This is a genomic window from Pseudomonas sp. PDM30, from assembly GCF_019218985.1.
GTDB lineage: Bacteria > Pseudomonadota > Gammaproteobacteria > Pseudomonadales > Pseudomonadaceae > Aquipseudomonas > Aquipseudomonas jessenii.
On the sequence record NZ_JAHUWM010000009.1, the window covers coordinates 25,020 to 49,461 of the forward strand.

At 57.7% G+C, this 24,442-nt stretch carries 23 protein-coding genes and 1 tRNA gene; 9 read left to right on the forward strand and 15 right to left on the reverse strand.

The window, feature by feature from the left end; translation table 11 throughout:
• Positions 1-64: 64 nt before the first annotated feature.
• The 3 genes from KW840_RS20550 to KW840_RS20560 all read right to left on the reverse strand — a co-directional run bounded on the left by KW840_RS20550 (position 65) and on the right by KW840_RS20560 (position 3,226).
• A complete protein-coding gene (locus KW840_RS20550; RefSeq protein WP_057714327.1) occupies positions 65-1,048 on the reverse strand; it encodes a Gfo/Idh/MocA family protein in 984 nt (327 codons plus the stop codon).
• Between the two features lie 16 nt (positions 1,049-1,064).
• Complete coding sequence (locus KW840_RS20555) at positions 1,065-1,952, reverse strand: Dyp-type peroxidase (RefSeq protein ID WP_090455703.1); 888 nt, start codon at positions 1,950-1,952, stop codon at positions 1,065-1,067.
• Positions 1,953-2,185: 233 nt separating this feature from the next.
• Positions 2,186-3,226 (reverse strand): AraC family transcriptional regulator, encoded by a 1,041-nt coding sequence (locus tag KW840_RS20560; protein ID WP_154909274.1) that lies wholly within the window; start codon positions 3,224-3,226, stop codon positions 2,186-2,188.
• Positions 3,227-3,464: 238 nt separating this feature from the next.
• Here KW840_RS20560 and KW840_RS20565 point away from each other — a divergent pair, with 238 nt between their 5' ends.
• The gene (locus KW840_RS20565) at positions 3,465-4,379 is read left to right on the forward strand and encodes a transporter (RefSeq protein WP_371318481.1); all 915 of its coding nucleotides are present in this window, start codon (positions 3,465-3,467) and stop codon (positions 4,377-4,379) included.
• 125 nt (positions 4,380-4,504) lie between these two features.
• Here the strand turns inward: KW840_RS20565 and KW840_RS20570 are convergent, their stop codons facing one another.
• The 3 genes from KW840_RS20570 to KW840_RS20580 form a co-directional block, all read right to left on the reverse strand.
• Positions 4,505-5,713: a DSD1 family PLP-dependent enzyme gene (locus tag KW840_RS20570; protein WP_218497776.1), complete on the reverse strand. Its 1,209-nt coding sequence runs from the start codon at positions 5,711-5,713 to the stop codon at positions 4,505-4,507.
• A gap of 74 nt (positions 5,714-5,787) precedes the next feature.
• Positions 5,788-7,182 carry a D-arabinono-1,4-lactone oxidase gene (locus tag KW840_RS20575; protein ID WP_371318479.1) on the reverse strand — a complete coding sequence of 465 codons (1,395 nt, stop codon included), beginning with the start codon at positions 7,180-7,182 and terminating at the stop codon, positions 5,788-5,790.
• A 22-nt stretch (positions 7,183-7,204) separates the two neighbouring features.
• Entirely contained in the window at positions 7,205-7,591 is a 387-nt protein-coding gene (locus KW840_RS20580) for a cytochrome c5 family protein (RefSeq protein WP_218497778.1), read from the reverse strand.
• Positions 7,592-7,853: 262 nt separating this feature from the next.
• Between KW840_RS20580 and KW840_RS20585 the strand changes: the two genes are divergently transcribed.
• On the forward strand, positions 7,854-9,479 hold the full coding sequence (locus tag KW840_RS20585) for an NADP-dependent glyceraldehyde-3-phosphate dehydrogenase (RefSeq protein ID WP_218497306.1): 1,626 nt from the start codon (positions 7,854-7,856) through the stop codon (positions 9,477-9,479).
• A 35-nt stretch (positions 9,480-9,514) separates the two neighbouring features.
• The gene (locus tag KW840_RS20590) at positions 9,515-10,564 is read left to right on the forward strand and encodes an FUSC family protein (protein WP_256353513.1); all 1,050 of its coding nucleotides are present in this window, start codon (positions 9,515-9,517) and stop codon (positions 10,562-10,564) included.
• Positions 10,565-10,580: 16 nt separating this feature from the next.
• Here the strand turns inward: KW840_RS20590 and KW840_RS20595 are convergent, their stop codons facing one another.
• Complete coding sequence (locus tag KW840_RS20595) at positions 10,581-11,474, reverse strand: DMT family transporter (protein WP_218497317.1); 894 nt, start codon at positions 11,472-11,474, stop codon at positions 10,581-10,583.
• Positions 11,475-11,610: 136 nt separating this feature from the next.
• On the opposite strand from KW840_RS20595, the gene KW840_RS20600 reads away from it, so the two are divergent.
• Positions 11,611-12,048 (forward strand): Lrp/AsnC family transcriptional regulator, encoded by a 438-nt coding sequence (locus KW840_RS20600; RefSeq protein WP_046038550.1) that lies wholly within the window; start codon positions 11,611-11,613, stop codon positions 12,046-12,048.
• 56 nt (positions 12,049-12,104) lie between these two features.
• Positions 12,105-12,434, forward strand: a complete 330-nt coding sequence (locus tag KW840_RS20605; protein WP_218497319.1) for a YceK/YidQ family lipoprotein — start codon at positions 12,105-12,107, stop codon at positions 12,432-12,434.
• Positions 12,435-12,494: 60 nt separating this feature from the next.
• Here KW840_RS20605 and KW840_RS20610 read toward each other — a convergent pair whose 3' ends face one another.
• The gene (locus tag KW840_RS20610; protein ID WP_218497321.1) at positions 12,495-13,166 is read right to left on the reverse strand and encodes a Bax inhibitor-1/YccA family protein; all 672 of its coding nucleotides are present in this window, start codon (positions 13,164-13,166) and stop codon (positions 12,495-12,497) included.
• 123 nt (positions 13,167-13,289) lie between these two features.
• Between KW840_RS20610 and KW840_RS20615 the strand changes: the two genes are divergently transcribed.
• From KW840_RS20615 to KW840_RS20630, 4 genes are all read left to right on the forward strand, one after another.
• Positions 13,290-13,377 (forward strand) — tRNA-Ser (locus KW840_RS20615).
• A 203-nt stretch (positions 13,378-13,580) separates the two neighbouring features.
• Positions 13,581-13,790 carry a hypothetical protein gene (locus KW840_RS20620; RefSeq protein ID WP_218497324.1) on the forward strand — a complete coding sequence of 70 codons (210 nt, stop codon included), beginning with the start codon at positions 13,581-13,583 and terminating at the stop codon, positions 13,788-13,790.
• A gap of 206 nt (positions 13,791-13,996) precedes the next feature.
• On the forward strand, positions 13,997-14,794 hold the full coding sequence (locus KW840_RS20625; protein ID WP_218497326.1) for a HipA family kinase: 798 nt from the start codon (positions 13,997-13,999) through the stop codon (positions 14,792-14,794).
• Positions 14,791-15,645 (forward strand): DUF3037 domain-containing protein, encoded by an 855-nt coding sequence (locus KW840_RS20630; RefSeq protein WP_218497328.1) that lies wholly within the window; start codon positions 14,791-14,793, stop codon positions 15,643-15,645. Before KW840_RS20625 ends, KW840_RS20630 begins: the two co-directional genes overlap by 4 nt.
• Before the next feature lie 621 nt (positions 15,646-16,266).
• On the opposite strand, the gene KW840_RS20635 is transcribed toward KW840_RS20630, so the two are convergent.
• The 7 genes from KW840_RS20635 to KW840_RS20665 form a co-directional block, all read right to left on the reverse strand.
• Positions 16,267-17,862 carry a hypothetical protein gene (locus KW840_RS20635; RefSeq protein ID WP_218497330.1) on the reverse strand — a complete coding sequence of 532 codons (1,596 nt, stop codon included), beginning with the start codon at positions 17,860-17,862 and terminating at the stop codon, positions 16,267-16,269.
• Between the two features lie 294 nt (positions 17,863-18,156).
• Entirely contained in the window at positions 18,157-18,609 is a 453-nt protein-coding gene (locus tag KW840_RS20640) for a hypothetical protein (RefSeq protein ID WP_218497332.1), read from the reverse strand.
• Between the two features lie 249 nt (positions 18,610-18,858).
• Complete coding sequence (locus KW840_RS20645) at positions 18,859-19,653, reverse strand: DNA adenine methylase (protein WP_218497341.1); 795 nt, start codon at positions 19,651-19,653, stop codon at positions 18,859-18,861.
• Positions 19,654-19,854: 201 nt separating this feature from the next.
• Positions 19,855-20,889: a phage late control D family protein gene (locus KW840_RS20650; protein ID WP_218497343.1), complete on the reverse strand. Its 1,035-nt coding sequence runs from the start codon at positions 20,887-20,889 to the stop codon at positions 19,855-19,857.
• Between the two features lie 52 nt (positions 20,890-20,941).
• On the reverse strand, positions 20,942-21,148 hold the full coding sequence (locus KW840_RS20655; RefSeq protein WP_218497352.1) for a tail protein X: 207 nt from the start codon (positions 21,146-21,148) through the stop codon (positions 20,942-20,944).
• Complete coding sequence (locus KW840_RS20660) at positions 21,123-21,980, reverse strand: phage tail protein (RefSeq protein ID WP_218497354.1); 858 nt, start codon at positions 21,978-21,980, stop codon at positions 21,123-21,125. The genes KW840_RS20655 and KW840_RS20660 overlap by 26 nt, the downstream gene beginning before the upstream one ends.
• A gap of 9 nt (positions 21,981-21,989) precedes the next feature.
• Positions 21,990-24,338 carry a phage tail tape measure protein gene (locus KW840_RS20665; RefSeq protein ID WP_218497364.1) on the reverse strand — a complete coding sequence of 783 codons (2,349 nt, stop codon included), beginning with the start codon at positions 24,336-24,338 and terminating at the stop codon, positions 21,990-21,992.
• Between the last annotated feature and the right edge of the window lie 104 nt (positions 24,339-24,442).

Here is a 24,442-nt window from a genome sequence, read left to right on the forward strand (position 1 = left end):
TGAATGTGCAACCGCTATCGCGAGCAAGCTCGCTCCCACAGGGGGTTGTGTGTGATCTGAGAAATCAGTGCCGCTTGAGAATCTGGTCCATGACCCAATCGGTCTTCAGCGCCTGTTCGGCCACGGCGGGGTGCTGCGTCTCGCCACGAATATGCGCATTCATGCCCAATACGTGGTGCCACTGAATGTGTGCGTGATGCTCGATGGTCAGGCTGAGGTGCTCGCCAGCGTGCAACTCGTCGGCGTGCAGTTCGACCGGGTGTTCATCGAACACTGAAAAGGTGATCCGGCCTTTGCTGCCAATCACTTCGACCCGGTCTTCGCGACGGTCTGCAACGAAGTTCCAGCAGCCCATCCCCAGTGCCCCGCTGGCAAACCGCCAAGTGGCGCTGACGGCATCTTCGGCCGCGTACAAACCGGCCTGCCGCGCGGTGAGCCCGGCGACTTCGACGATATCGCCGAACAGGTACTGAAACAGGTCCAGGCCATGGCTGGCCAGATCGGCGAAGTAACCTCCACCGGCAATTGCCGGGTCGGTGCGCCAGTTATCGGTGCCGCTCCGGTCCGCTGCCGACGGGGCTTTGGTGAGGGTCCAGCTCAGGTGCCGGACCTCGCCGATCCGCCCCTCTTCCAGCCATTGCCGCACTTGCCGGAAGCGTGGCAACGAACGTCGGTAATAGGACACGAACAGGTGCAACCCGGCATCGGCAAACACCTGCTGCATTTCACGGCTTTGTCCGGCATTCAGCGCCATCGGTTTTTCCACGCAGCAATGCTTGCCGGCCGCGGCCACCTGCAAAGCATAGGCGTGATGGCTGTCGGGCGGCGTGGCGATGTACACCGCGTCGACCTCGGGATCGTTGATCAGCGCCTGCGCATCGGTGTAGACCCGAGCGATGCCGTGGCGCGTGGCGTAGTCGGTGACGGCTTCCAGGCGCCTGCCCATCACCGCGACCAACGCCGATCCGGGCGCCTTGTAGAAGGCCGGCCCGCTTTTGCGTTCAGCGACACTGCCACAACCGATCATGCCCCAGCGCACCAGGTTCATAGGCACTCCTTGCGGCTCAGCCGACGCGCAATGCGCGCAGGTCCAGTCGACCGTCCTTGAGCGGCGGGCACCAGTAGTAGCCACCGGTGATCGGACGGCTGATGCGGTACAGACCGTCGGTGATGCCGTCTTCCAGGCCACTCATGCGGCGCAGTTGGGCTTCGAAGGCGTCGAGGGAAAAACCGAAGGCCAGGAACATCAGGCCAGCACGGTCACCTTCGATCCACGGCATCGAGCGGCGCACCACGAAGGCTTCAGGCGCAAAGCTTTCCTGGGCGGTGCGTTTGACGTGGGCGGAAACCGGCGCGTCGTCGATCTCTTCGTTATCGCTCAAGCGGCGACCCATGATGTTGTCTTTTTCATCCGCCGACAGCCCATGGAAACCTTTCAAGTCATGCTGCCACTGCTGGATCGCGGCGAAGCTGCCACCCACCGTGCCGTCCGCGCCCTCACCCACCAGGGCGGCGGTCACGGCGGCTGCGTCGTGGGGGTTCTCGGTGCCATCTTCGTAGCCGGTCAGGTCATGGCCGGTCATGTGGCGAAAGGTTTCGTTCATCTGCACCAGGCGCAACGCCGGGGCCAGTGCCGCCGAGATGGCGTTGCTGCGGTTGAGCAATTCGCCACGGTCTTCACCGTGCAGCCAGCACCAGAGCGCGTGTTGGGTCGACGGATTGTCGACGCCGACGCCAGTCAGTGCCGGGAAAGTGCGCAGGCCTTCGATCTGCCCATCCAGCGCCTTGACCAGGGACTCGCCGAAGCCGACGACAGCCGATTTCCCGTCCACCAGTTGCATCAAGTTGTCGAGCGCGGCCGGCAGTGCCGCAACGGATTCGAGGGCGAAGAACATATGGCGAGCTTGAGGCGGAACGGGGGTGGCGAGAATGCCCGGCTGGTAATGACTCATATGAACTCCTTGAAAAAGAGCATGGAGTTTAACCGGAGTACGAGGGTTTGTGTGCCGTCAGAGGCCAGGAACCTGTGGCAAAGGGGGCTTGTGTGGCGAGGGGGCTTGCCCCCGTTGGAGCGCGTAGCGCTCCCCTATATTTTCAGTCATACCGAGTCGCCAGGTTTTGGGGCTGCTTCGCAACCCAACGGGGGCAAGCCCCCTCGCCACAGAAGCCCGCTCGCCACAGAAGATCAAACCACGCTGGGGCTTTCGTTGCGGAACGCACTCGGGCTCTTGCCGGTCCAGCGCCTGAAAGCCCGGCGAAAGCTGCGCACGTCGCTGTAGCCGACTTCCTCGGTGATGCGTTCGATGGACATGTCCGGGTTGGCCAGCAGGCTCATGGTGCGGGCCTGGCGCACTTGTTCCAGCAGCGTTTCGAACGTCAGCGCATGTTCGGTGAGACGGCGGCGCAAGGTGCGGCTGCTCATGTTCAGGTCGCCGGCGATTTTCTCGATGTGGCTGCCCTCGGTCAGGTCCCGGGCAATCGCCCGTTCCACGGCCTGGATCAAATCCATTTTCTGGTGCACCTGCGCGGCTTCCAGTTCGAGCAATTTCACGGCCTGGCGCAGGGCCAGGGAATGGTGATTGGGCAACTGAACGTCCAGCCAATGCGCATCGATCACCATGCGGTTTTGCAGGCAACCGAAACGCACGTCCGGCCCCAGCAGGCGCGAATATTCGCCGAGATAGTCCGGCGCGGCATGCACGAACTCCACGGCCGTCGGCTTGAAATCCGCCCCGACCAGCGCCCGGCCGTACACCAGCAGGCTGGCGAAAAACTCCTCGACCGCGAACAACTGCACGTCGGCGAACGGCAAGCGGCATTCAACGTCGATAAACACCCGATCCCCCGCCTCCTCCACACTCGACACGACAATGCCGCCAGAGGTGTGTTGATGGCGAATGCCCAGTTCGAAGGCATCGCGCAGGGTCTTGCACAGCGACAACACATGCCCCAACAACCCCAGCGTGCCGAGCACATTCTGCGCGCCGACCCACAAGCCCAGCCCCTGATTGGGCAAGGCCTTGAGCGCGCGTTGAATCATGGCCACGGCCTGGCGATGGGAAATACGCTGCGCCGGGTCCTGCAGGTCTTCAAAGGTAAAGCCCAGCCCTCGGCACAGGCTCTCGGGGTGGATGCCTTTTTGCTCGGCGACTTCGGCCAGGGTCTGCAGGAGAAACGGCGACACCAGCGCCAGTTCAAAGGTGGGATCGATCACTTTCATTTGCATGGGGCTATACATTCCGGGTCGAGCTGCATTCTTATTTTTGTAACCGGTTATGTCGAAGGAAGTTAGCACAGGGCTCAAAGACTGTCCGCAGAAGTCCCCCTAAATGGCCGCCAATACCCTGCCTTGCAGGGCGCAGACAGCTTATTTCTATGTTGCGGCCCTCGTATGGATGCCGGACAGCCCGACAACAATAATAATGAGTACACCCATGATCCCGACCCGCACGACATTCCCCCTGATGGTCATTGGCCTGGCCGGCGTCTGCGCCCTGCAACCGGCACTGGCCACCGAGACTGGCGTGGACAACATCGGCACCGGCACCGACGGTTTTTTCATGTTGCCGCTTTCGCCCGACAGCCTTCCGGACAACATGGTTGCGTTCAACCTCTACTACAACCACTACAAAGCCACGAAGCTCAATATCAGCTCGCTCGGCGGCAAGGTGCCGAACGTCGAGATCGAGTCCACGGCGGTCATTCCGCGCCTGGATTACCTCAGCCCGGTGCGCGTGTTTGGCGGCCGGCTGGCCGGCTACATCGCGCAGCCCTGGCTCAAGCAGGAAGTCTCGGTGTTCGGCTTGCAGGACACCCGCGAAGGCATGGGCGACACCACGGTCGCGCCGATCATCCTCTGGGACATGGGTCCAAACCTGACCCTCGGCGCCGCCATCGAAATCACCGTGCCGACCGGCGAGTACAGCGTTGACCGCCTGGCCAACACCAGCAACAACTTCTACACCTACAAACCGTTGTTCTCCTTCACCTGGCTGCCGACGGACAGAACCGAGGTGTCGATGAAGACCACCTACAGTTTCAACGAGAAAAACAAGGACACCGACTACAAGTCGGGGCAGATTTTCCACTTCGATTATTCCGCCAGTTTCAAGATCACCGACGACCTGATGCTCGGGTTGAACGGCTACTACCTCAAGCAAACCACCGACGACAAACAGTTCGGCCACACCGTGCAGTTCAATGGCCAGGACGTGAACGACGGGGTACGCGGCCAGGTGTTTGCCATTGGTCCGGCACTGCACTGGACCTTTCTCGAATACGCCAGCGCGGAGATTCGCTGGGCCAAGGAGTTCGACGTGGAAAACCGGCCTGAAGGGGAAATGCTTTGGGCCAAGGTCAGCATTCCGTATGCGTTTTGACTGAACTGACGCCATCGCGAGCAAGCTCGCTCCCACAGGGGGGGATGCATTCCAACTGGGAAATGCATTCCAAATTGTGGGAGCGAGCTTGCTCGCGATGACGGCGGAACAAACACTGAAAAACTTCAGGAATACACAGGCCAGCTATCCACAATCCGCCCACCCCGAACCGCCAGCAAATCCCCGAACTGCAACAACACCGACTCCGTCTGGGCAGGCCGCAAGAACACCTGGTCCTCCACCGTCAGCCCCACCGCCGCCGAACCATTGACCATTTCCTGGTTCGAGCTGCGGCCATACACGCCATTGCTCTGCAACCCCGCTGGCGATTCGAACTCCGCCATCCAGTTACCGCCATAGATGAAATACGTCTCGCGCTGATTGGTGTCCCACCAGGAAAACAGCCTGGACTTGCCATCCAGCGCCGGGATGTTTACAGCCCCGGTGCTTTTCAGCACCGGCGTGGCGATAAAAGCGGCCGGCACATGCTCCGCCAGTGACGGCAAATCATAATGAGTGGGCTTGAGCAGCCCCGTCCCCACCGACACTTCGCTGCTGAGCTGTTCGTGTTCATGCATGCGATAGCTCGGGCTGCCGGCCGTATTGAGGGTCAGCCCTTCGCGCCACAGACCGGGGTATTGCTGACGGGTGAAATCGACGCAGCGGTTGTAAACCACCATTACCTTGGCGAACAGCTCCTCGGGCGAGCCCAGGATCCCCGGTACGCCCATGCCCACGAACGGGTCGTAACCCATGTACCCGGCGAATTCCAGGTGCTGCGGGTGCTGGCTGATCAGCGCCAGCATCTGCCCGAGTACGCCAAGGTCACTGACGCCACCGCGATGCAGCCCGACATCCAGTTCGATGTTCACCCGTACTCGCGTGCCCAGCCCTTGAGCCAGGGCGAGGTATTGCTGCAGGCGTTGCGGCGTATCAAGCAACCATTGCAATTGCTTCGAAGGGTCGAAAGGTCCCTTGTGCGACTGATAGAACAACTCGGCCGAACGCACCGGCAGCGGCTTGCCCAGCAGAATATCGGCCTCGGCAAACTGCACCGCGTCATGATTGAGAAACGGTTGGTGAAACGACATCAGCCGTTGCGTACCGGCGCGCTGGGCGATGTAGGCCAATAGTCCCGGTGCCGGCAGCGATTTTTCCACCAGCCGCAGGTGCTTGCCGGCGCGCTTGACCGATTGCATCACCACATCGATGTTGTGATCCAGCCGATCAAGGTCGATCAGCATCACCGGTCGCATCGGGCCGTGGTCCTTGAGTTCGCGATTCAGCGCAAGGAAGTAATCGCTGTACGGCGCACCTCGGTCACCCGGTCGCAGCCACGCCCCGACACCCACCAACAAGGCGCCGACACCGGCGGTGCCGAGCAAGAAATTGCGGCGATTGACGGCCATCAGCTCACCCCCAGAATCGATGACAAGTGCGCGTTGAGAAATTTGCCGCTGGGGTCGAGCGCCTGTCGCACCTGGATGAATTCCTGCCAGCGCGGGTACAGCGACTGCAGGTTTTTCGCATTCAGCGTGTGCAACTTGCCCCAGTGCGGCCGGCCGTTGTACTTCCAGAAAATCGGCTCGATGGCGGCGAAGAAGTTGTGATGATCCATCTGGTAATGCTGGTGGACCGAGATCGAACAGCTGTCGCGGCCTTCGAACATGCTCAGGGGAATGTCGTCGGCCTTGACGTAACGGTACTCGATCGGAAACCAGGTGCGCAGGTCCTTGTCCTGGATCAGTTTGAGGATCTCGCGCAAACAGGCTGGGCCGTATTCGGCCGGCACGGAGTATTCCATTTCATTGAAACGTACCGTGCGCACGTTGGCATAGATGTCGAACGAGTCACCCACCCGGTCATCGAAACTGGCCAGATGGCGCAAGTTATTGAGCATCGTGCGACGCAGGTCCGGGAAGTCGCTGGCGTATTTGTCGATCTTCTCGATCAGCGTGACAAACTCGTTGCCGCCCTCCTCATCCGCCGGGACCGGTGGTGTCGCCGGGTCGCTGGTTTCGTTCAGGGCGATCGACAAGGCGTAGTCGGAATGCGTCACCACGAGCATTTCCCAGTGCTGGTTTTCCCGGGTGTTCTTGTCCAGGTCTTCCAGCAGCTCTTCGGTTTTAGCGATCCATTGGCGCTCCCGCAATCGATACGCCGGGCGGTTTTGCAGGCGTACCCTGGTGGCCACGCCCAACGCGCCCAAGGACACCCTCGCGGCACTGAACACCTCAGGATGGCGGCTGGCATCGCAGTCGAGCACGTCGCCGTTGGCGGCCACCAACTGCAAGCCGCAGACATGCGCCGAATACGATTGAAAGTCTTTGCCGGTACCGTGGGTCGAGGTCGAGATCGCGCCGGCCAGGGTCTGGTAATCGATGTCAGCCATGTTTTGCAGGGCCTGGCCGATGTCCTTGAGCGGCGTGCCCATGCGTGACATCGGCGTGCCGGCGGCGAACTCGGCCTGCAGCGTTTGCCGATCGTGATCGAGCAAACCCGTGAAATAGCTCAGCGACAGTAAGGTGCCGTCGGTGGGCACCAGCGCACTGAAGGAATGCGCCGAGCCCACCGGACGAATCTTGCCGGGGGCCTGGCGCACCACTTGCGTCAACTCATCCAGGTTCTTGGGCGCCAACCGCGCCGCCGGCAGGCAACTCTGGCCTCCCGACCAGTTGCGCCAGGGAATCAGGCGTGGCGCGCGCAGCAGCTCGGCCAGTGCCGGCGTTGAGCCGAGCGCGGTAAAGGCGCCAATGACGCTCGCACGTTGCAACAACTGACGCCGTGTCAGGTCCATCGTCATGAATCGCACCCTGCCGTTCTTGTTATTGGATTTGCTGGCCGGACATAAAGGCAATCAGCGCCAGGAACTGTTCTTGCGAACACTGCATGCACATCCCCATCGGCGGCATGCCGTTGTAACCGTTGATCGCGTGATCGAGCAGCGTGTCGGCGCCCTGTAATACCCGTGGTTGCCAGGCCTTGATATCGCCGGTCAGCGGCGCCCCGGCCGCCGGATTGGCATGGCAAAGCTTGCAGCTGTTGTCGTAGACCTGCGCGAGTTCCGCGTCGGCGGGCCTCGCGGCACCTGCTTCGCTGCGGGTCGGCGGGTTGTTTGGTTCTTTGCCGCACCCTGCAAGCAACGCCGCAAAGACACAGCCCACCAAGACCAAACAAAGGCTAGGCTTTTCAGTTAATCGGCTTGCCCGCATGGCTGTCCTCTCAATGGCTGCCCGGCCAGCCGGGTGCACTTTTTTGTTGTGATCAAGGAGAGTCAACATTAAGGCACCCCGCGCGGGCAGGTTGAGGGCATTGGGGGCCAACAAGGGGCGCTTCTGAGGCCATGACGCAAGGCACCGACAAGTCCCCGACATCATGCTGTTCGGTAAAACCCTGAGATGAGTCATGACAAGCGTTGCTGAGGTCTGCTAAAACGATTCATCAGTGCATCAGCCAATCCAGAGGGGTAGCGACATGACCACAGCCAATAATCTCCAGAACCTGTTCCCTAGCCCCGCCGAGATCCCGGAAAAGTACCGCCTTGACGGCCAGACCGAGCAGCGCGAGTACCTGGTCGATGGCCAACTCAGAACCTGGAACGGGCCGCTGGCCCTGGTCCGCAGCCCGGTGTACCTGGCAGGCCCGAATGGCGATGAACAGGTGATCCTCGGCAGCACGCCGCTGCTGGATGCCGACACCGCCTTGACCGCCCTCGACGCCGCAGTCCGTGCCTACGACCGTGGCCAGGGCCTGTGGCCGACCATGCGCGTGGCCGAACGCATCCAGCACGTCGAAACCTTCCTCGGGCGCATGCGCGAGCAGCGCGACGCCGTGGTCAAGTTGCTGATGTGGGAAATCGGCAAGAACCTCAAGGACTCGGAAAAGGAGTTCGACCGCACCTGCGACTACATCGTCGACACCGTCAACGCCCTGAAGGAACTCGACCGCCGCTCCAGCCGTTTCGAACTGGAACAGGACACCCTCGGCCAGATCCGTCGCGTGCCGATGGGCGTGGCCCTGTGCATGGGGCCTTACAACTATCCGTTGAACGAAACCTTCACCACGCTGATCCCGGCGCTGATCATGGGCAACACCGTGGTGTTCAAGCCGGCCAAGCTCGGCGTGCTGCTGATTCGCCCGCTGCTGGAAGCCTTCCGCGACAGCTTTCCGACCGGGGTGATCAACGTCATCTACGGCAGCGGCCGCGAGACGGTCAGTGCGCTGATGGCCAGCGGCAAGATCGACATCTTTGCCTTCATTGGCACCAACAAGGCCGCCAGTGACCTGAAAAAACTCCATCCGAGACCCCACCGCTTGCGCGCGGCGCTGGGCCTGGATGCGAAAAACCCGGGCATCGTCCTGCCGGAAGTGGATCTGGACAACGCGGTCAGTGAAGCGGTGACCGGTTCGCTGTCATTCAACGGCCAGCGCTGCACCGCCCTGAAGATCCTGTTTGTCCATGAAGACGTGGTCGAGTCCTTCATCGACAAATTCAATGCCAGGCTCGCCAACCTCAAACCCGGCATGCCCTGGGAAAGTGGCGTAGCCCTGACACCGCTGCCGGAATCGGGCAAGGTCGACTATCTGCATGCACTGGTGGCGGATGCCGAAAGCAAAGGCGCCAAGGTAGTCAACCCCAACGGTGGCGAGGCTCGTGCGTCATTCTTCTACCCGGCGGTGCTGTACCCGGTCACGCCGCAGATGCGGGTTTATCAGGAAGAACAGTTCGGTCCCGTCATCCCCATCGTGCCCTATCGTCATCTGGATACCGTGATCGACTACGTGCTGGAGTCGGACTTTGGCCAGCAATTGAGCATCTTCGGCACCAACCCGGTGGCGGTTGGCCGGTTGGTGGACACCTTCGCCAATCAGGTCGGGCGCATCAACCTCAATGCCCAGTGCCAGCGCGGCCCGGACACCTATCCCTTCAATGGTCGCAAGAACTCGGCCGAAGGCACCTTGTCGGTCCATGACGCACTGCGGGTGTTTTCGATCCGCACCCTGGTGGCCACCAAGTTCCAGGAGACCAACAAAGACCTGATCAGCGAGATCATCAGCGGCCGCAGTTCGAGCTTCCTGACCACCGACTACATCTTCTGAGGAGAGCCAGCCTGAGTACATCCAGAGCCCAACGATTGCCACCGCTGTTGCGCCGATTGCTGCGTCCATTACTGGACCCGTACCGGCGCTACCGCCATGCCCGGGTGATCCATGCGGTGCGGGTGTCGCTCGGGTTGCTGGCGACGATCCTGCTGACCACCGGCATCCATCTGCCCCACGGTGAGTGGGCGTCGGTGACCATGCTGGTGGTGATAGGCGGCTTGCAGCACCACGGCAACATCGGCAAGAAAGCCGCCGAGCGCGCCATTGGCACCTTGATCGGCGCCGGTGTCGGCCTGGTGTTGGTGGCACAACAGGCCTGGCTGGGGATGCCCTGGCTGACCTATTTCGCGATGTCGGTGGTCTGCGGGTTTTTCTCGTATCACGCCATCGGCAAGGGTGGTTACACGGCGCTGCTGTCGGCGATTACCGTGTTCATCGTCGCGGGGCACGGCGACAATCCGGTCACCGATGGCTTGTGGCGCGGGGTGGATATCCTGATCGGCATTGCCCTGGCCCTGGCGTTTTCCTTTGCCCTGCCGCTGTACGCGGTTTACTCCTGGCGCTACAACCTGGCCGATGCGCTGCGTGATTGCGCGAAAGTCTACGGGCGCATCATTGACGGCCAGGCCATCACCGCCGACGAACACCTCAAGCTCATGACTCGCCTGAACGCGGCGATGGTGCAACTTCGCTCACTGATGCCCTCGGTGTCCAAGGAAGTGAAGATTTCCATGACCGAACTCGATGCCCTTCAGCGCAACCTGCGCATGTGCGTCAGCACCCTGGAAATCCTCGGCAATACCCGACCGGATGCCAATGACCTCGAGGCGATGTCGCTGATGCAAACGGCATTGAAAGCCGAGCATCGACAGATTCGCGTGCAATTGATCGGCATGGCCCGGGCGTTGAAATCAGGCGCCGCCCAGCGGCTCAATCGCCCCGTGGATGTGCCGCTTGTCAGCCTTGATGCGCCGGTCTACAACACGCTGGACGGGTATCGTTTGCTGACCCAACAACTGGCCGCCAACGTCGGGGAGATGCGCCAGCGCTTGGCCAAGAGCGCACCGCGCTGGAACATCTGACGCCCCTGGTTGGCACTCAAGGCGTCACCGTGCGCCGAAACTTCAGCGTCCAGCCTTGTTGCATGCCGGCAGCGGCCAACAGAATCGCCGCGACTCCAATCCATTGCAGTGGCTCCAGGCGATGACCGAAGGCAAACCAGTCGACGAAAATCGCCGCGATCGGGTAGATGAAGGACAGCGCGCCCGTCAACGCCGTCGGCAGTTTTTGAATCGCGCCGTACAACAACACATACATCACGCCGGTGTGGACCATACCCAGCGTCACCAGGCTGGCCCACGCGCTTGGCGCCTGGGGCAATACGGAAAGATTCGCGAAGGGCGCGAGCAACAGCACGCCTGTGCTGACCTGGATCAGCGCGATCAAATGCGGTGGGGTTCCAGTCAGGCGCTTGATGATCAACGCGGCAATTGCGTAGAGAAACGCCGCGCCCAACGCCAAGGCAATGCCCATCAGGTAATCGCTGCCGCTTTCGCCCTGGCTGCCATGGGCACTGACAATCGCCAGCATCCCGAGAAACGAAACACCCAGCCAGGTCAGTTTCTGCGCGGTGATCTTTTCGTTGAGGAACAACGCCGCCAGCCCGACCAGCATGAACGGCTGGACGTTATAGACGGCGGTGCCGATGGCAATTGACGCCCGGGAATAGGACGCGAACAACAGCACCCAGTTGCCGACGATCGCCACACCGCTGAGCACTGCGAGCAGGAACGTGGTGCGGGTCAGAATGCCGGGGCGCAGAAAGCCGAAAGCCGCGCAAATGAGCAGCAAGGTGCCAGCACCGAACAGGCAGCGCCAGAACACCACATCCAGCACCGGTTGCCCGGACACCAGCACGAACCAGCCGATGGTGCCGGAGATCAGCATGGCGGCCGTCATTTCGAACGAACCGCGGCGTAGGGTTTTGTCCATCATCAGACTCCTGTGTTTGTGGCCAAAGTATGCCAATGCACCCAGGGGCTACTCCAGAGCAAAAAGCAGGCTAAACTCGGGATCTGCCTTTTTTATCAAGGCCTTTTTTAAAAAATGCCTAACAGAGGGTTTCGCCATGACCGACGACATCGACCAGCTGCTGATCACGGCGCTGATGGAGGACTCGCGACGCTCGCTCAAGGCCCTGGCGCAAATCAGCGGCCTGTCTTCCCCCAGTGTTGCCGAGCGTCTGCGCCGCCTGGAAGAGCGAGGCGTGCTCAAGGGCTACACCGTTGAAATCGACCCGAAATGCTTCGGCTATCAACTCCAGGCCATCGTGCGTATTCGCCCGTTGCCGGGGCAATTGCAGGAAGTGGAGAGGCAAATCATGGCCATTCCCGAATTCACCGAGTGCGACAAGGTCACCGGCGACGACTGTTTCATCGCGCGCCTGCATGTGCGCTCGATGGAACAACTGGACACCCTGCTCGACCGACTCAACACCCACGCTGAAACCAATACGGCGATCGTCAAGAAAACCCCGGTCAAGCGCCGGTTGCCGCCCATGGCGTGAGTGATATTTGTTTCAGACTGAAGTAGATTGAGGGTTTCCGGCGAAGGATTGACGGCATGAAAACTCAGGCAATACTACTGGTGGCTATGATGTTGGCGGGTTGCGGCACGATTCAGACGGTTGTGCGCAGTGACGAAGTGGCCTCGAAAAGTCTCAAGGAGCAAAAGAGTTACTGCGGCGCGGTACCGCGAATCTACAGCGGCGTGACCTACGACTTCTGCTACCTGAACGCGCCCCTCGAAGACGGCCGGGATGCGCAGGTACATGGTCCCGCCCCCGCTATCGTGCTGCTCGACGTGGTCGTGTCCGGGGCGATGGACACACTGCTGTTGCCCTACACCATCTACCGCCAACAAGCCGACGGCAGCATCGTCATTACAGAGTAGGCCTGGATTTGTGGTAATAAAAAACCCGCCTGAGCGGGTTTTTTAGTTCAAGGCCGAGGATCAGTCATCGCGGCTCATGATGCCGAACAGCTGCAACAAGCTGACGAACAGGTTGTAGATCGATACATACAGGCTGATGGTGGCCATGATGTAGTTACGCTCGCCGCCATGAATGATGGCGCTGGTCTGGAACAGAATGCAGACCGAGGAGAACAGCACAAAACCTGCGCTGATCGCCAGTTGCAGGCCGCTGATCTGGAAGAACAGGCTCGCCAGCGTCGCACCCAGCAGCACAAAGAAGCCTGCCGTGATGAAACCGCCGAGGAAGCTCATGTCCTTGCGGGTAATCAGCACATACGCCGACAGACCGCCGAACACCAGCGCCGTCATCGCGAAAGCCGAGCTGACCACTTCAGCGCCGCCCTGCATACCCAGGTAACGGTTGAGGATCGGGCCAAGCAGGAAACCCATGAAACCGGTCAGGGCAAATGCCGACATCAGGCCCCAGGCCGAATCACGGAGTTTGTTGGTGAGGAAGAAAAGACCGTAGAAGCCGATCAGCACCACGAAAATGTTCGGGTAGCCAACATGCATCTGCTGGGCAACGTAGGCTGTCACACCGCTGAAAGCCAGGGTCAGGGCGAGCAAGCCGTATGTGTTGCGCAGGACGCGGCTAACCTCTAGCTGCTCAGCCTGCACGCTGTTATTAACTGCGTAATCCTGTTCGCGCATGGCGACACTCCTGTTGGTTTGAAACGTTCAGTCGCAAAGATCATAACAGACGCTCTGTAACAAGCTATGCAGAGAGTTTGACAGTGTGTTTCATTCAGGTATTATGGCGCCCGCAACGCAAACGGAGGTGTGGCCGAGTGGTTTAAGGCAACGGTCTTGAAAACCGTCGACTGTAACAGGTCCATGAGTTCGAATCCCATCGCCTCCGCCATCTTTATACGACAAAGCCCTGATTTTTCAGGGCTTTGTCGTTTCTGGAGCCTGTGAATCGGTGCAGCCTCTGGAGGTCGTTACAAAACTATTTGGCAACCGTTACAAAACTTTCCTGATTTTCCCTCTCCCGGCGTCCTGCCAACGGTTAAAAATCCTTCATGAAACGCAGTGCTACGCTGACCTCATAACCGAGGATTTTCGATGCCAAACTCAGACCTGCTCCCTTCCCTGCTGTTCAAGATCAACGAAAACCAGATTGCCTTGGAGGCCGCCATCCTGGAACTGTCGAACTGGGTCGAGCAGCGTGGATCAGCCGATGTTGCCGACAACGTTCGTTGCGCCCTAGAAGCCATCGACAAGAACGAGGAATTCATCAAAATGACGCTCGCGGTGTTGATGGCCCCAGAGTGACTGCAATCGCTGATGAGGTGAAGGTGGGAAGGATTGTGCGAGGGGCGGCTGAGTAGACAGCAACAGAGGAACCACAAATCAGTCGTAAGCTTGCTGGACATATCGAACGTGAGTTGATGGCTTTATGCCGTTTCATTCAGTATGATCGCGCGAAATTTAGCTAGCTGTAATGGCCCGGCTGGGGCTGCGGCGCCTAAGGATTGGGAATGTTTCGGAAAGTTTATGCCATCAGGTTTGATAAGCCGGCAGGTAACGGTAGAAATCGAGCCTGTTTTGTCACCTGTGCAAATGCTGCTGGTGAACGCTCGGAAGCCATTGTGAAATTCAGCTCTGGGTGCGAGAGCGGTGTTGGTGCATTGATTCGTGAGGCCCTATCCGCATTTTTCGCAGCTGATCTTGGCCTCCATATTCCGGAGCCTCTTCTCGTTGAAATACCTGATCAATTCACGGCAGGTACCTCATTTCCAGAATACAGCGCCTTCATTTCTACGAGCTCAAAATTCGCATTTGGATCAACAAAGCTTGCGGCAGGCTATCAAATCGTATCGCCCGCCCATCCTGTCCAAGGTCCAATGATTCAAAAAGCAGCAGAGATTTTTGTTTTTGACACGTTTACCGCCAATTATGATCGTGGCCCACAGAATCCGAACTGCCTCACCCAAGGCGATTTTGTCTCAATCATTGATCATGAGCTCGCATTTTTGATGGGATCCATTCTTTTCTGGAAAAGCCCTTGGAAAGCCGGCGGTGGGGAGTCGCTAAGCGCAGTCGACAGGCATGTGTTTTGGATCCATGTTCGAAAGCAGAACATTGACTTAGCGAACATGAAAACCTGCCTTGAGAACATCGATGATGCTAGGCTAGATTCATACATAGCAGCACTCCCGGATGAGTGGATGGCTGGACAAGGGAACGTTATTGCCAATGAGATAGTCTCTTATATACGAGACCTCAGAACCAATAGCACTGAGGCTTTTAATGAAGTTGTGAGGGTGCTTTCATGATCAACTTCCAAAATTATGAATTTTCGGTTTTGAGATATGTACATGACACTCTGACCGGAGAATTCGTAAACGTTGGTGTTGTTATATATTGCGAAAAAGAAAAATGGATTTCGGCGCAATGCAGAAACACTTACGCTCGGGTTTCAGCCGTATTCCCTAATCTCAATAGCTCACATTTTCGAAAGATGATGAAATTCGTGCAATCCGAATTTTCCAGAGCTAATGATTCTCTAAATACTGAACTACAGTTTTCTGATATAAAATCTCTTCAGACACTGCTGCATCGAGTACTACCAAAAGATGATAGCTCTTTGCAATGGGCCCCAATATCTGCCGGCCTGTCTATGGACCTCGATTCTGAGTTGACATTATTGTTCGAGCGCTACGTCTCTCACTATGACATCAAAGCAGGCCGTGATAGACGTACAGAACAAGACATGTGGAAAGACTTTAAGAAGACTCTTGAGAGTTTCTCGCTCACGGAAGAATTTCAACCAAAGAAAATAGCAGTTAAAGACGATGAAATCGAGTTCCTACACTCGTGGAAGAACGGTATTTGGCACTGCATCGAGCCAATATCTTTCGATCTCTCTGACAGTGACTATTTTAAGGATAAGGCGCATCGCTGGCTTGGGCAACTATCTAGCATTCAAGACTCCGCCGACAAATTCAAAGTATATCTCTTAGTCAGCCCACCTACTGAGAGCGAGTTGCAACCTGCTTTTAATAAAGCACTCAGCATACTCAGAAAAATACCTGTGGAAAGTGAAATCTATCTGGAAAACGATGCACCTAGGCTTGCGGAAGAAATCCAGAAAAAAATGGACATTCACAATCAGTCAATGCACTGACAACTACAACAGCCCAGCCCAGCCCAGCGCCGGGCATTTCGTATCTGCCCTGTCACGCGGTGGTCACACCTGTCGAGCACAATGCATTCAGCCAAAGGGATTTGGCCCATCTACAGAGAGCCCGGCCTATGTGCCGAGCTTTTCGTATCTGTCCTTCGCTGATAATCTGAACGGCTCTGCAAAGTTCAGGGCGAGCACACGAATGGTGCGCTCCATCTGCCCTGGTACCGCTATGAGCAGAAGCCGCCGCAAGACCCCGATATTCCCCATCACCAGTGCCACCTCTGAAGCCTTCGACAAAGCAACCTGGCACCGGGCCTTTCGCCGAGCAGAAAATCAGCGCCTGCAATCCGACTCAGGAAGCGAGCCTCGCCACTTTCACGAATTCTCCAGCCCTTGGCTGATGCAGAAGGATGGCAAGCACTGGTGGAGTAATGCATCCGGCCGACATGATGCAATGCGCAAGTAAGATCGGCACCGCCCTACCCGGTTTACGCGACCTCGGCTGATGGATCAGCGCAAAATCGCAGATAGGCTGCCAACGAGCAGGCTTTTTGTTGTCTGTTACGCTTTTCTTAGACAAAGGAGAAGCGGCCATGCCCCTACCAGATGGTCCTCCCCCTACCCTAGCCGATTGAACTGGCGGTGCAGCACTTCCAATACCACCATGCGTTGCCGGATCAGCTCGGCAGGTTGTCCCTGCCAAGCAACCCTGTTCGCATCCATATCAGATTGGAAGTAGTCGTGCCATTCATCAGCTTTCTGTTTGATGATGGAATGGCCGCTCATTTTTCCTGCGAGTTTATCCTGAATTAAATGACTCATTGTGAAACGTTTGCCTTCAGGAGTCGCAAGAGTCTCAATACAATCCTCAAGGAAACTTCCTAAGTCGATGTCGCCTTTCGATACAGCTTCAAAAATACTTTCTACTGCATCAATAGTTATGAATAAAATATTGGAAAAAGGGAGTGGTATACAGCCATGGGCCTCTTGCACTCTAGCCTCGAGCTCTGGATCAACATATTTAGAGATTTCATCCGCTGATGCGAACCAAAAGTCTTCATGAGTTACCACTACACATGCGAAGTTGGCGTGCGAATACTCCTTTGTCAAACGAAGTCTCTTTATGCTCTCTTGACACTGCTCGATACCTTTGATGAAATTTTTTTGTAAATGACTTCGAAGAATTTTCGGATTGAAAACAGAAGATACGATATCGCCAGGCTCAATCGCTTTAGATTCAAGGATAATATTAACATTGCCCGGAATCAAATAATCAGCCATTTTCCCTCTTGGTACATTGCTCTTTCGACAACACTCTTTTAAATCATCCTCAGACAAATGTTCTATCGAAGAGGCAGCGAGCAGCGACCCAATATATTTTTCCATGGCCGGGCCAAAATCGTCCTTGAAATTCCAGTCGGGAATTTTTTTTAAAAGATCAGGAATTAACGTGCTAACCCCGCGAGAGAATAGCTTTGCATTATAGATAAGAAGATTTTCGCCATCCAGTAATACGGGCTTATTTCTAAGTGGAGTTGTTTGAAAATATTCGCTTTGCTGATGTAGTTTATCTTCGCCTTTTACCCTGTACGCATTGAAAAATGCGGGTAGATCCTGGCTTCGCACGGCAACTAATAAAAAATAACGAATAATTTGATTTAGTGGAATGGATGGTGTTAGATTAAATATCAACTGGTATAAATTAATGCCAACGATTCCGTGGGCCTTGTCTGCGACGAGAATATCTAGATATAAGCTAATTAGGTAAAACTCTTTGAGTGATAGACCGTATGCTTTAATAAATCTTTCAGCATATGGGCTATCTTCGGCGGAATACCAGATCATTTGGCGCGTCATAGTCTTAACATCTGAAACAACTTCGCCCTGATACCATGCTTGTTGCAGGATCATTGGACGCAACATCAATTGAAGATTTCCATGTTCGATAGGACACGCTAAATGCTGTACACGGTATAACTTGTTAGCCAGGATGCCGAACTCCGCTTTGGCCATATCCCGCCCAGCCTCGTTACTTTCTTGCATGGCTAGCTTAAGTAGGAAAAGACTAATCCATGGCATTCCACTGGCTGGAACGTCCTGTATTTGTGACCAGTGAAGGTGGTCAATTACATGTTTTAGAAATGAGTCGGGCCGATACACGCTCAGCTTACGCCTAATCTTTGTTATTTTTTCATGATATTTTTTAGTGGTCATATTTTTCATCTTTTCAGCAGGGGCTCCGCCGCCACTAGGAGATATGGCTAGGTTTTAAGTGAGGCTGCCCGACTCCGCAGATGCGCCCTCGCATTCCGCACATTCGACTATGTAGACACTCATAACACTTTGAATATTCTCCGCTTTTGGTGCGAAGCGACCCTGTACGATAATGAACACTTTTAGCCGATGAACGTTTGTCTGGAGCGGCCAAACGTTGGCGTTAAGGCCGCGACGCAACCGCGGAGCGATTGTGCGTCGCTCCTTGAACGACTTGTTAGGCATGGGCGAGCTTCAGCGTGGCATGTAAATGCAGTGACAAGGACGAGGATTTCCACCTTCGCCTGGCATTGCGTGATACCGAGGCCATATGGTGGTCGGTGGTTTTTTCAGAAAATGCTTCTCGTAATCACTGAACAACTCGTCATTATTTTCGTTTATTGGTGTTGTTTCTTCGCTAATATTTGGTTCGTGATGCAAGAAAAAACCTATGCACTTGTCGCAGAAATCGGAATAGTCTTTTGTAAAGAGAATGAATACATGCCACATATCATCAACATGAGAGCCAATATGATATTTCTTCCCTGGATTGGCTGCGCAAAGTGCGAGCCACTTTTTTAGCTCACACAATACTTGACTGACCTGCTCTGATGACGCTTTGTGAGCAGACTGATACTTAGTAGTGACCTTAAAAAAATCATAAGAGTCAATTTTTTGAAAAATTAATTTAAAATCTTCATTTATCATAGTATTCCCCTGAGACTAGAAAGAATGCACAACTATTTATTAAGCGACATAGCACGCTGCGTTTTCTGTCGCGGGGGCATGTCATATAACGCTCCTTGTTGCCCTATAAATCTTTGCTTAGCTTAGAGGTGATCGCGGTAAACGCAACATAGCCTATGGATTAACACGACACAGATGACGATCCACCGTCCGTTTCTGGCCGAACTCTGCCGTTGCTGACGGGCAGCTATGTGATTGAAATCAGTCACCTTAAAACAGTCCTCCAAGTGCTGCTGGTTCCCAGTTCATGATCACCAGTTCACCGCTGACTTCGGCCTTGCCCTGGCGTTGATTGGTCGTGGTGTAGCGGATATCCAGCGTCTCGAAGTGAAAGCCTTCAAAGACCCGGCGAATGTCCGGGTGGTCGTTGATGCTGACCATTACCTTGCCTTTGCAACGGCGCATGAAGTCAGCCATTCGCTCGTAGTTCTCAAACGGAAAGTCCACACCGTACCCTGCGGTCTGCCAGTACGGAGGATCCATGTAGTGAAAGGTATGGGCTCGGTCGTAGCGTTCAGCGCATTCAAGCCAGGGCAGGTTTTCAACGTAGGTACCCGACAGACGCTGCCACGCGGCTGAGAGGTTTTCCTCGATTCGCATCAGGTTGATTGACGGGGTGGTGGTGGCGGTGCCGAACGTCTGCCCGGAGACCTTGCCAGCGAAGGCATGGTGTTGCAGGTAAAAGAATCGGGCGGCACGCTGGATGTCGGTAAGGGTTTCGACGCGGGTCATTTTCTGCCACTCGAACACCTGCCGCGAGCTGAGCGCCCATTTGAATTGGCGCACGAACTCTTCGAGGTGGTTCTGCACCACGCGGTACAGCGTCACCAGGTCGCCATTGATGTCGTTGAGCACTTCAACGGGTGCCGCCTGGGGCCGCATAAAATACAACGCGGCGCCGCCGGCAAAGACTTCGACGTAGCATTCGTGAGGTGGAAATAGCGGAATAAGGCGATCGGCCAGGCGGCGTTTGCCGCCCATCCAAGGGATGATAGGGGTAGACATGGATAGCAAGACCTTTACTGTATAAATAAACAGGTGCTAGGCTGGCGCTGCTTTGTGCACAGAGCAGGAGCCTTGGCGGGACTTGCAGGGACAATCTGCGGGGACGGTGGCCAGGCTGGATGTTGACGCATCCAGACTGGCCGCTCCTTTTACTTTAATTTTTGAAACCTTTGACTCGGGACGACTCATGCGCCCGGGCGATCAATCGGCCACTTCAAGCACGACTTTCTGCGGCTTGCCGGAGGCCTTGGCCTTGCCCTCCTTGCCGCCATTGCACTCTACCGACACCGTCCACCCGGACGGGGTGAAGGTGTGATCCACCGACTCCACAAGGTATTCGCCATCGAGGCCGCGCTTGAAGCCTTGCGCCTGGATCATGACTTCGGCAAACAGGTCAGTCCGACCCGGCAGGTCGAGGCGCACCGAGGCGGTCGAACGATTGAACGCCGCCAGGCGCGCCTTGGCCGCTTCGTCGGCCGCCGTGCGGTCCGGATAGATGTGGCGATCGGTATGCACCGGCGGCAGGCCTTCGGGCACGTTGGGATTGTCCAGGTGCGAGATCAGCAGCTCGCCGCTCGCCGGGTCTTGGTACTGGGTGCTGACGCCCTGGTGGGCGCTGCGGTCGCTCAAGCGAAACTGCCAGCGGGTCACGTCATTGCGTTGCAAGGTGATCACACCCAAGGCCTGACCACTGGCGCTCTGCCCGCCTTGTCGCGGCAAGACCAGCAGCTTTCCGTCGGCCACCTTGGCCGTGCAGTCGTGCTTCTTGGCCACCCGGGTGATGAAGTTGAAGTCGGATTCATTGAGCTGGTCCATGCGCGGCACCCGGGTGTCGACCGGGCACGACGGCTGCCAGCCATTGCGCGCGGCCACGTCGCCGACGATCTGCGCCAGGCTGACGCCCTCCCAACTGCCGCTGCGCGTGGTTTTGCCACTGCCACGCATGTCGCTGGCCTTGCCGCTGATCACCAGCGTGTCCGGTGGGCCGGAAACCGCCACCTCGTCCACGGTGTAGCGGCCCATGCGCGTCAGGTCGGCGCCGGCATAACCCAGGTAGACTTCGATGCTCGCGCCACGCACGGGCAGCGCCACCGCGCCGTCACGATCGTCGATGCGCAACTCAAACGAATCGGAGGCCATCCCGGGCCGGTCGGCCAGTTGCAGCGACACCAGCCGATCGTTGATCAATGTGGTGATGTCGGCGCCGTCGGCGACGATACGAAACAGCGGTTGCATCGTGGTACTCCAGGCAAGAAAAAGCCCGCGCTGAGCGGGCTGGGTAATGGGATCAATCCCACAGTGAAATCACGCTGTCGGGCTCGATCACCAGATCCGGCAGCGTGATCAATACACCCGCCCGGAACGGTTGCGGCTCATCGGCCAGTCCCTGATTGGCCGCCAGCACCGCCTCGACGCAGAGGTTCAGGTGGCCGTAATAGTGGTGGCACAGGGTATCAAGCAGATCCCCGTCAGCCGTTCTGCAGGTCATCGCCATAACGGACAAACTCCAATGAAAAGCCTTGCTTGCGCGGAATGGCGCCTGGCAGCAAAGCGCTTTGCTCTTCGTCGATGTTGGTCAGGCACCAGTTGCCCAGCACCTCGCCGTAACCGGTGGTCAAGTTCAGCGGCAGCAACTTGGCGCCGATGCTGCGCAGCGTATCCAGTTGCTTCAATCCGCCTTTGTAGCTGGGGTAGATCGCACCCTTGATCGTGATTTTCTCCTCGCCCTGCCCCACGGCCTGCTGCGCCGGGCGCCGGGTCAGGCGTTCCTGCGCCGCCCAGCGAAACGAAGTCTGCCGGCGCAGCTCGTCAAACGCCGCCGTGTCCAGGTTGAAGTAATACGGCCGCTCGTTGGCCTTGAGCGGATAGAGGATCAGCAGATGCGGGAACGGCTTCACCGCGTCCGGGATCGGCGTCATGTCGCCAGCAAACCATTCCGTGGGCAGGATGTTGCCCAACGCGGCATTGGCCTTGCCGGCGACCTTGTTGAATGCCGCGCCAAACCGGCCGATCTGCTCAGTCAACGCGGAAAAGTGTTCATCGAACTGCGCCAACGCGCGCTGAGTCTGGTTGTAGTAGCTGGCGACCTTGCCGATCTTGGCCTGCGCCGAGTTGATTGCATCCTGCAGACGCCGGGTCTTGTCGCTCAGGTCTTCGCTAATAAAGGGCAACCCTTCCAGCGCATCCGCCGCCCCGCTGATTTCATTGAGTGCACCATTCATGGGCCCGGTCATCGACTCGATGTCAGTGCGCCCGGCTTCACCGGCATCGACCATGTACTTGAGCCCGCCCTGCAAGTGCTGCAGGTAGGTCTTTTCATCCGCCATAACACTTCCTTAGCCCACATGGGGCGCATCAAACAACTGGCGGTCGCGCGCTTCCCGAGCGAAGTCGTCAAACTGGCGCCGCAGGTACGGCATCATTTCCTGGACGAACTGCGCCGGGTCTTTCACATCACCCTGCACCTGAAAAACCGGGGCCGGGGCGAAGGTAAATTGCTGATCGACCTTCGGCCACTCGGGAGTCTTCGCTGCCGTGCTCGACATTAATGCCGCCGCCGTGACCGGCGCGGCGGGGGCGTTTTCCATCGAGCGCACGACCGCGCCCACCCCCTGGCCGGCGGCCATGGGAACGATGCCGATCGGTGCTTTGGCAGGCGTGTCCGGCCCGCCAAATAACGCCTTGCCCATGGTCGCCCCTATCTCGCCCCCGCCCCACGCCCCGAGCATGCCGCCGATAATCCCGCCAATGGCGGTACCGACCACGGGGACGATCGAGCCTAAAGCCGCACCGGCTGCCGCGCCGCCGAGTACGCCCCCCATGAGCCCACCTACCGCGCCACCGTAGCCTTCGGCCTTTTCATCACGGGTGGTGGCGTTCTGGTAAGTGTCCAGCATCTGAACGCCGGCACCGACCACCGCCAGCGCCCCGCCCACTTTCATGCCACGGGACATCCGACTTGCAGGGCTTTTGCCCTTTCCGCCCTTCCCTTCTTTGCCGTGATCCAGCCTGTCGTCATCGCCGTCATTCGCGTTGGTCACGAACACCCGCTGCACGATATTGGACCGGTCGCCGGCCGAACCGCGCGCGATGTTGGCCAGACCCCGGCCGATCTTGAGCATGGCCAACGCCTTGCCCAACACCAGCGCTCCGGCACTCACTGCCGCCAGGCCCAGCACCACTTGGGGCGCTTGCTCGGACAACGCGGTCAAGCCCCGCGCCGCGCCGCTGATACCGGTGGCCAGCGCATCCGTCGCCGGGCGCAGGGCATCCCCGATTGCTCGCAACGAATCGTTGAATGCCTGACCGGTTTCGGCCCAGCGTTGCGCTGACGTTTCACGCCGTTCATTCAGGTTTTTGTCGAGAATGTCCTTTCGCGGGCCGTTGGGATCCGAGGCACCTTTTTTCAGGTCCGCGTAGAATTTTTTGTTCTGGGTGTACGCCATCAGGGCCGTCTTGACCTGCATGTCGGCAAACAAATCTCCGGTACGCAAAGTGGCGGCCAAGGCATCGGCCATCGCTTGCGCCTTGGCCGGGTCCGTCTCTTGGCTGATCTGGGTCAGCCCCTGATTCAGCTGCTTGGCCTTTTTCGGATCGGTCTTTTCCACGTACCGACGCGCCAGTTCGAAACTGGCTTCAAAGGTCGACAGGCCCTTGCCAATGGCCGCGTTCATCGAACCCTGATAGTCAATCCCGGCATCGGCATAGCCTTTAACGGTTTCCCCCGAGCCAATTTTCGCGACCCAGTTTTTCAGGTTGTTCGCCGCCTCATCGGCACTGCCGGCGCTCTTGATCTGCACCTGCAGCATGGCGCCCAGCTGGGTCACCGCATCCTGACCGGTGATGCCGCTGCTGGCCATCTGCGCCAACAGTTCCGGAAACCACTTGGCCATGTCGGCCGCTTCGAAGCTGCCTTGCTGGCCCAGCAACGCGACCGACGCCAGGGCCTGTTCCATTTTTTTCGGGTCGGTGATCTTGGCGTTGTTCTGCATCGCCAGAATCATCTTCGCCGTATCGGTACCCGACGCGCCCTGCCCGACCGCAAACTTGGCCGCCACCGGCGCATACTTCAGCGCTTCGGTCAGATCCATGCCGCCACCAACCAGCTGGTTCACCAACTCGGCCACCTGGGTGTTGGCCATGCCGGTGTCTTTTGAGGTCTGGACGATGTCGCGGGCGGTGTTCACTTCCTGCTGGGTGTTGGCGGTACCGGACTTGATCGCGATGTCACGAATAATCGCCTGAAAATCCGCGCTGACCTTGGTCGGCACGGCGGCCAGGGTGGTACCGGCCACCGCCGTGCCGAACCCACTGCGTAGGCTCTCTCGCCCCTCTTCCACCTGCCCCATCCCTTTGGCCTTGAACTCGGCACTGCGCACCACCTTGCCCAGTGCCAGGTACTCCTGACGCAAGCGCCCGACCTCAATACCCTGCTTACGCAGACTGGCGTTGTTGGCCTCCAGCTTTTTGAGCAGCGCGCCGGCATTGGCCGCGCCGCTGTCGTGGGCTTTTTTCCATTCCTCGCGTAGACGCATGGTCTCGCCGATGACTTTCTGCAAGCCCTTGGCGCGTGTGGTTTGCGCCTCGAGCTTTTTCATTTCGCCGCTGACATTCTTGAAGGCGGCGCCCAGGGATGAATCGACGGCGCCGCCAATCACCAGCCCGAGCGAGAGTTTGTTCGCCATGCAGGGTACCTGTGTGCAAAGGGGATGGGCTCAATCCGTGAGCCACCAGACCATCTCGGAAAACGACAGCCCCTGAATCTCGGCCGCCGAAAAGTTCAGCTCGA

Coding starts and splice junctions, on each gene's coding strand:
- KW840_RS20550 (WP_057714327.1), bottom strand. CDS start 1,048: ATGAACCTGGTGCGCTGGGGCATGATCGGTTGTGGCAGTGTCGCTGAA.
- KW840_RS20555 (WP_090455703.1), bottom strand. CDS start 1,952: ATGAGTCATTACCAGCCGGGCATTCTCGCCACCCCCGTTCCGCCTCAA.
- KW840_RS20560 (WP_154909274.1), bottom strand. CDS start 3,226: ATGCAAATGAAAGTGATCGATCCCACCTTTGAACTGGCGCTGGTGTCG.
- KW840_RS20565 (WP_371318481.1), top strand. CDS start 3,465: ATGGTCATTGGCCTGGCCGGCGTCTGCGCCCTGCAACCGGCACTGGCC.
- KW840_RS20575 (WP_371318479.1), bottom strand. CDS start 7,182: ATGACGATGGACCTGACACGGCGTCAGTTGTTGCAACGTGCGAGCGTC.
- KW840_RS20580 (WP_218497778.1), bottom strand. CDS start 7,591: ATGCGGGCAAGCCGATTAACTGAAAAGCCTAGCCTTTGTTTGGTCTTG.
- KW840_RS20585 (WP_218497306.1), top strand. CDS start 7,854: ATGACCACAGCCAATAATCTCCAGAACCTGTTCCCTAGCCCCGCCGAG.
- KW840_RS20595 (WP_218497317.1), bottom strand. CDS start 11,474: ATGGACAAAACCCTACGCCGCGGTTCGTTCGAAATGACGGCCGCCATG.
- KW840_RS20600 (WP_046038550.1), top strand. CDS start 11,611: ATGACCGACGACATCGACCAGCTGCTGATCACGGCGCTGATGGAGGAC.
- KW840_RS20605 (WP_218497319.1), top strand. CDS start 12,105: ATGAAAACTCAGGCAATACTACTGGTGGCTATGATGTTGGCGGGTTGC.
- KW840_RS20610 (WP_218497321.1), bottom strand. CDS start 13,166: ATGCGCGAACAGGATTACGCAGTTAATAACAGCGTGCAGGCTGAGCAG.
- KW840_RS20620 (WP_218497324.1), top strand. CDS start 13,581: ATGCCAAACTCAGACCTGCTCCCTTCCCTGCTGTTCAAGATCAACGAA.
- KW840_RS20625 (WP_218497326.1), top strand. CDS start 13,997: ATGTTTCGGAAAGTTTATGCCATCAGGTTTGATAAGCCGGCAGGTAAC.
- KW840_RS20630 (WP_218497328.1), top strand. CDS start 14,791: ATGATCAACTTCCAAAATTATGAATTTTCGGTTTTGAGATATGTACAT.
- KW840_RS20635 (WP_218497330.1), bottom strand. CDS start 17,862: ATGACCACTAAAAAATATCATGAAAAAATAACAAAGATTAGGCGTAAG.
- KW840_RS20640 (WP_218497332.1), bottom strand. CDS start 18,609: ATGATAAATGAAGATTTTAAATTAATTTTTCAAAAAATTGACTCTTAT.
- KW840_RS20645 (WP_218497341.1), bottom strand. CDS start 19,653: ATGTCTACCCCTATCATCCCTTGGATGGGCGGCAAACGCCGCCTGGCC.
- KW840_RS20650 (WP_218497343.1), bottom strand. CDS start 20,889: ATGCAACCGCTGTTTCGTATCGTCGCCGACGGCGCCGACATCACCACA.
- KW840_RS20655 (WP_218497352.1), bottom strand. CDS start 21,148: ATGGCGATGACCTGCAGAACGGCTGACGGGGATCTGCTTGATACCCTG.
- KW840_RS20660 (WP_218497354.1), bottom strand. CDS start 21,980: ATGGCGGATGAAAAGACCTACCTGCAGCACTTGCAGGGCGGGCTCAAG.
- KW840_RS20665 (WP_218497364.1), bottom strand. CDS start 24,338: ATGGCGAACAAACTCTCGCTCGGGCTGGTGATTGGCGGCGCCGTCGAT.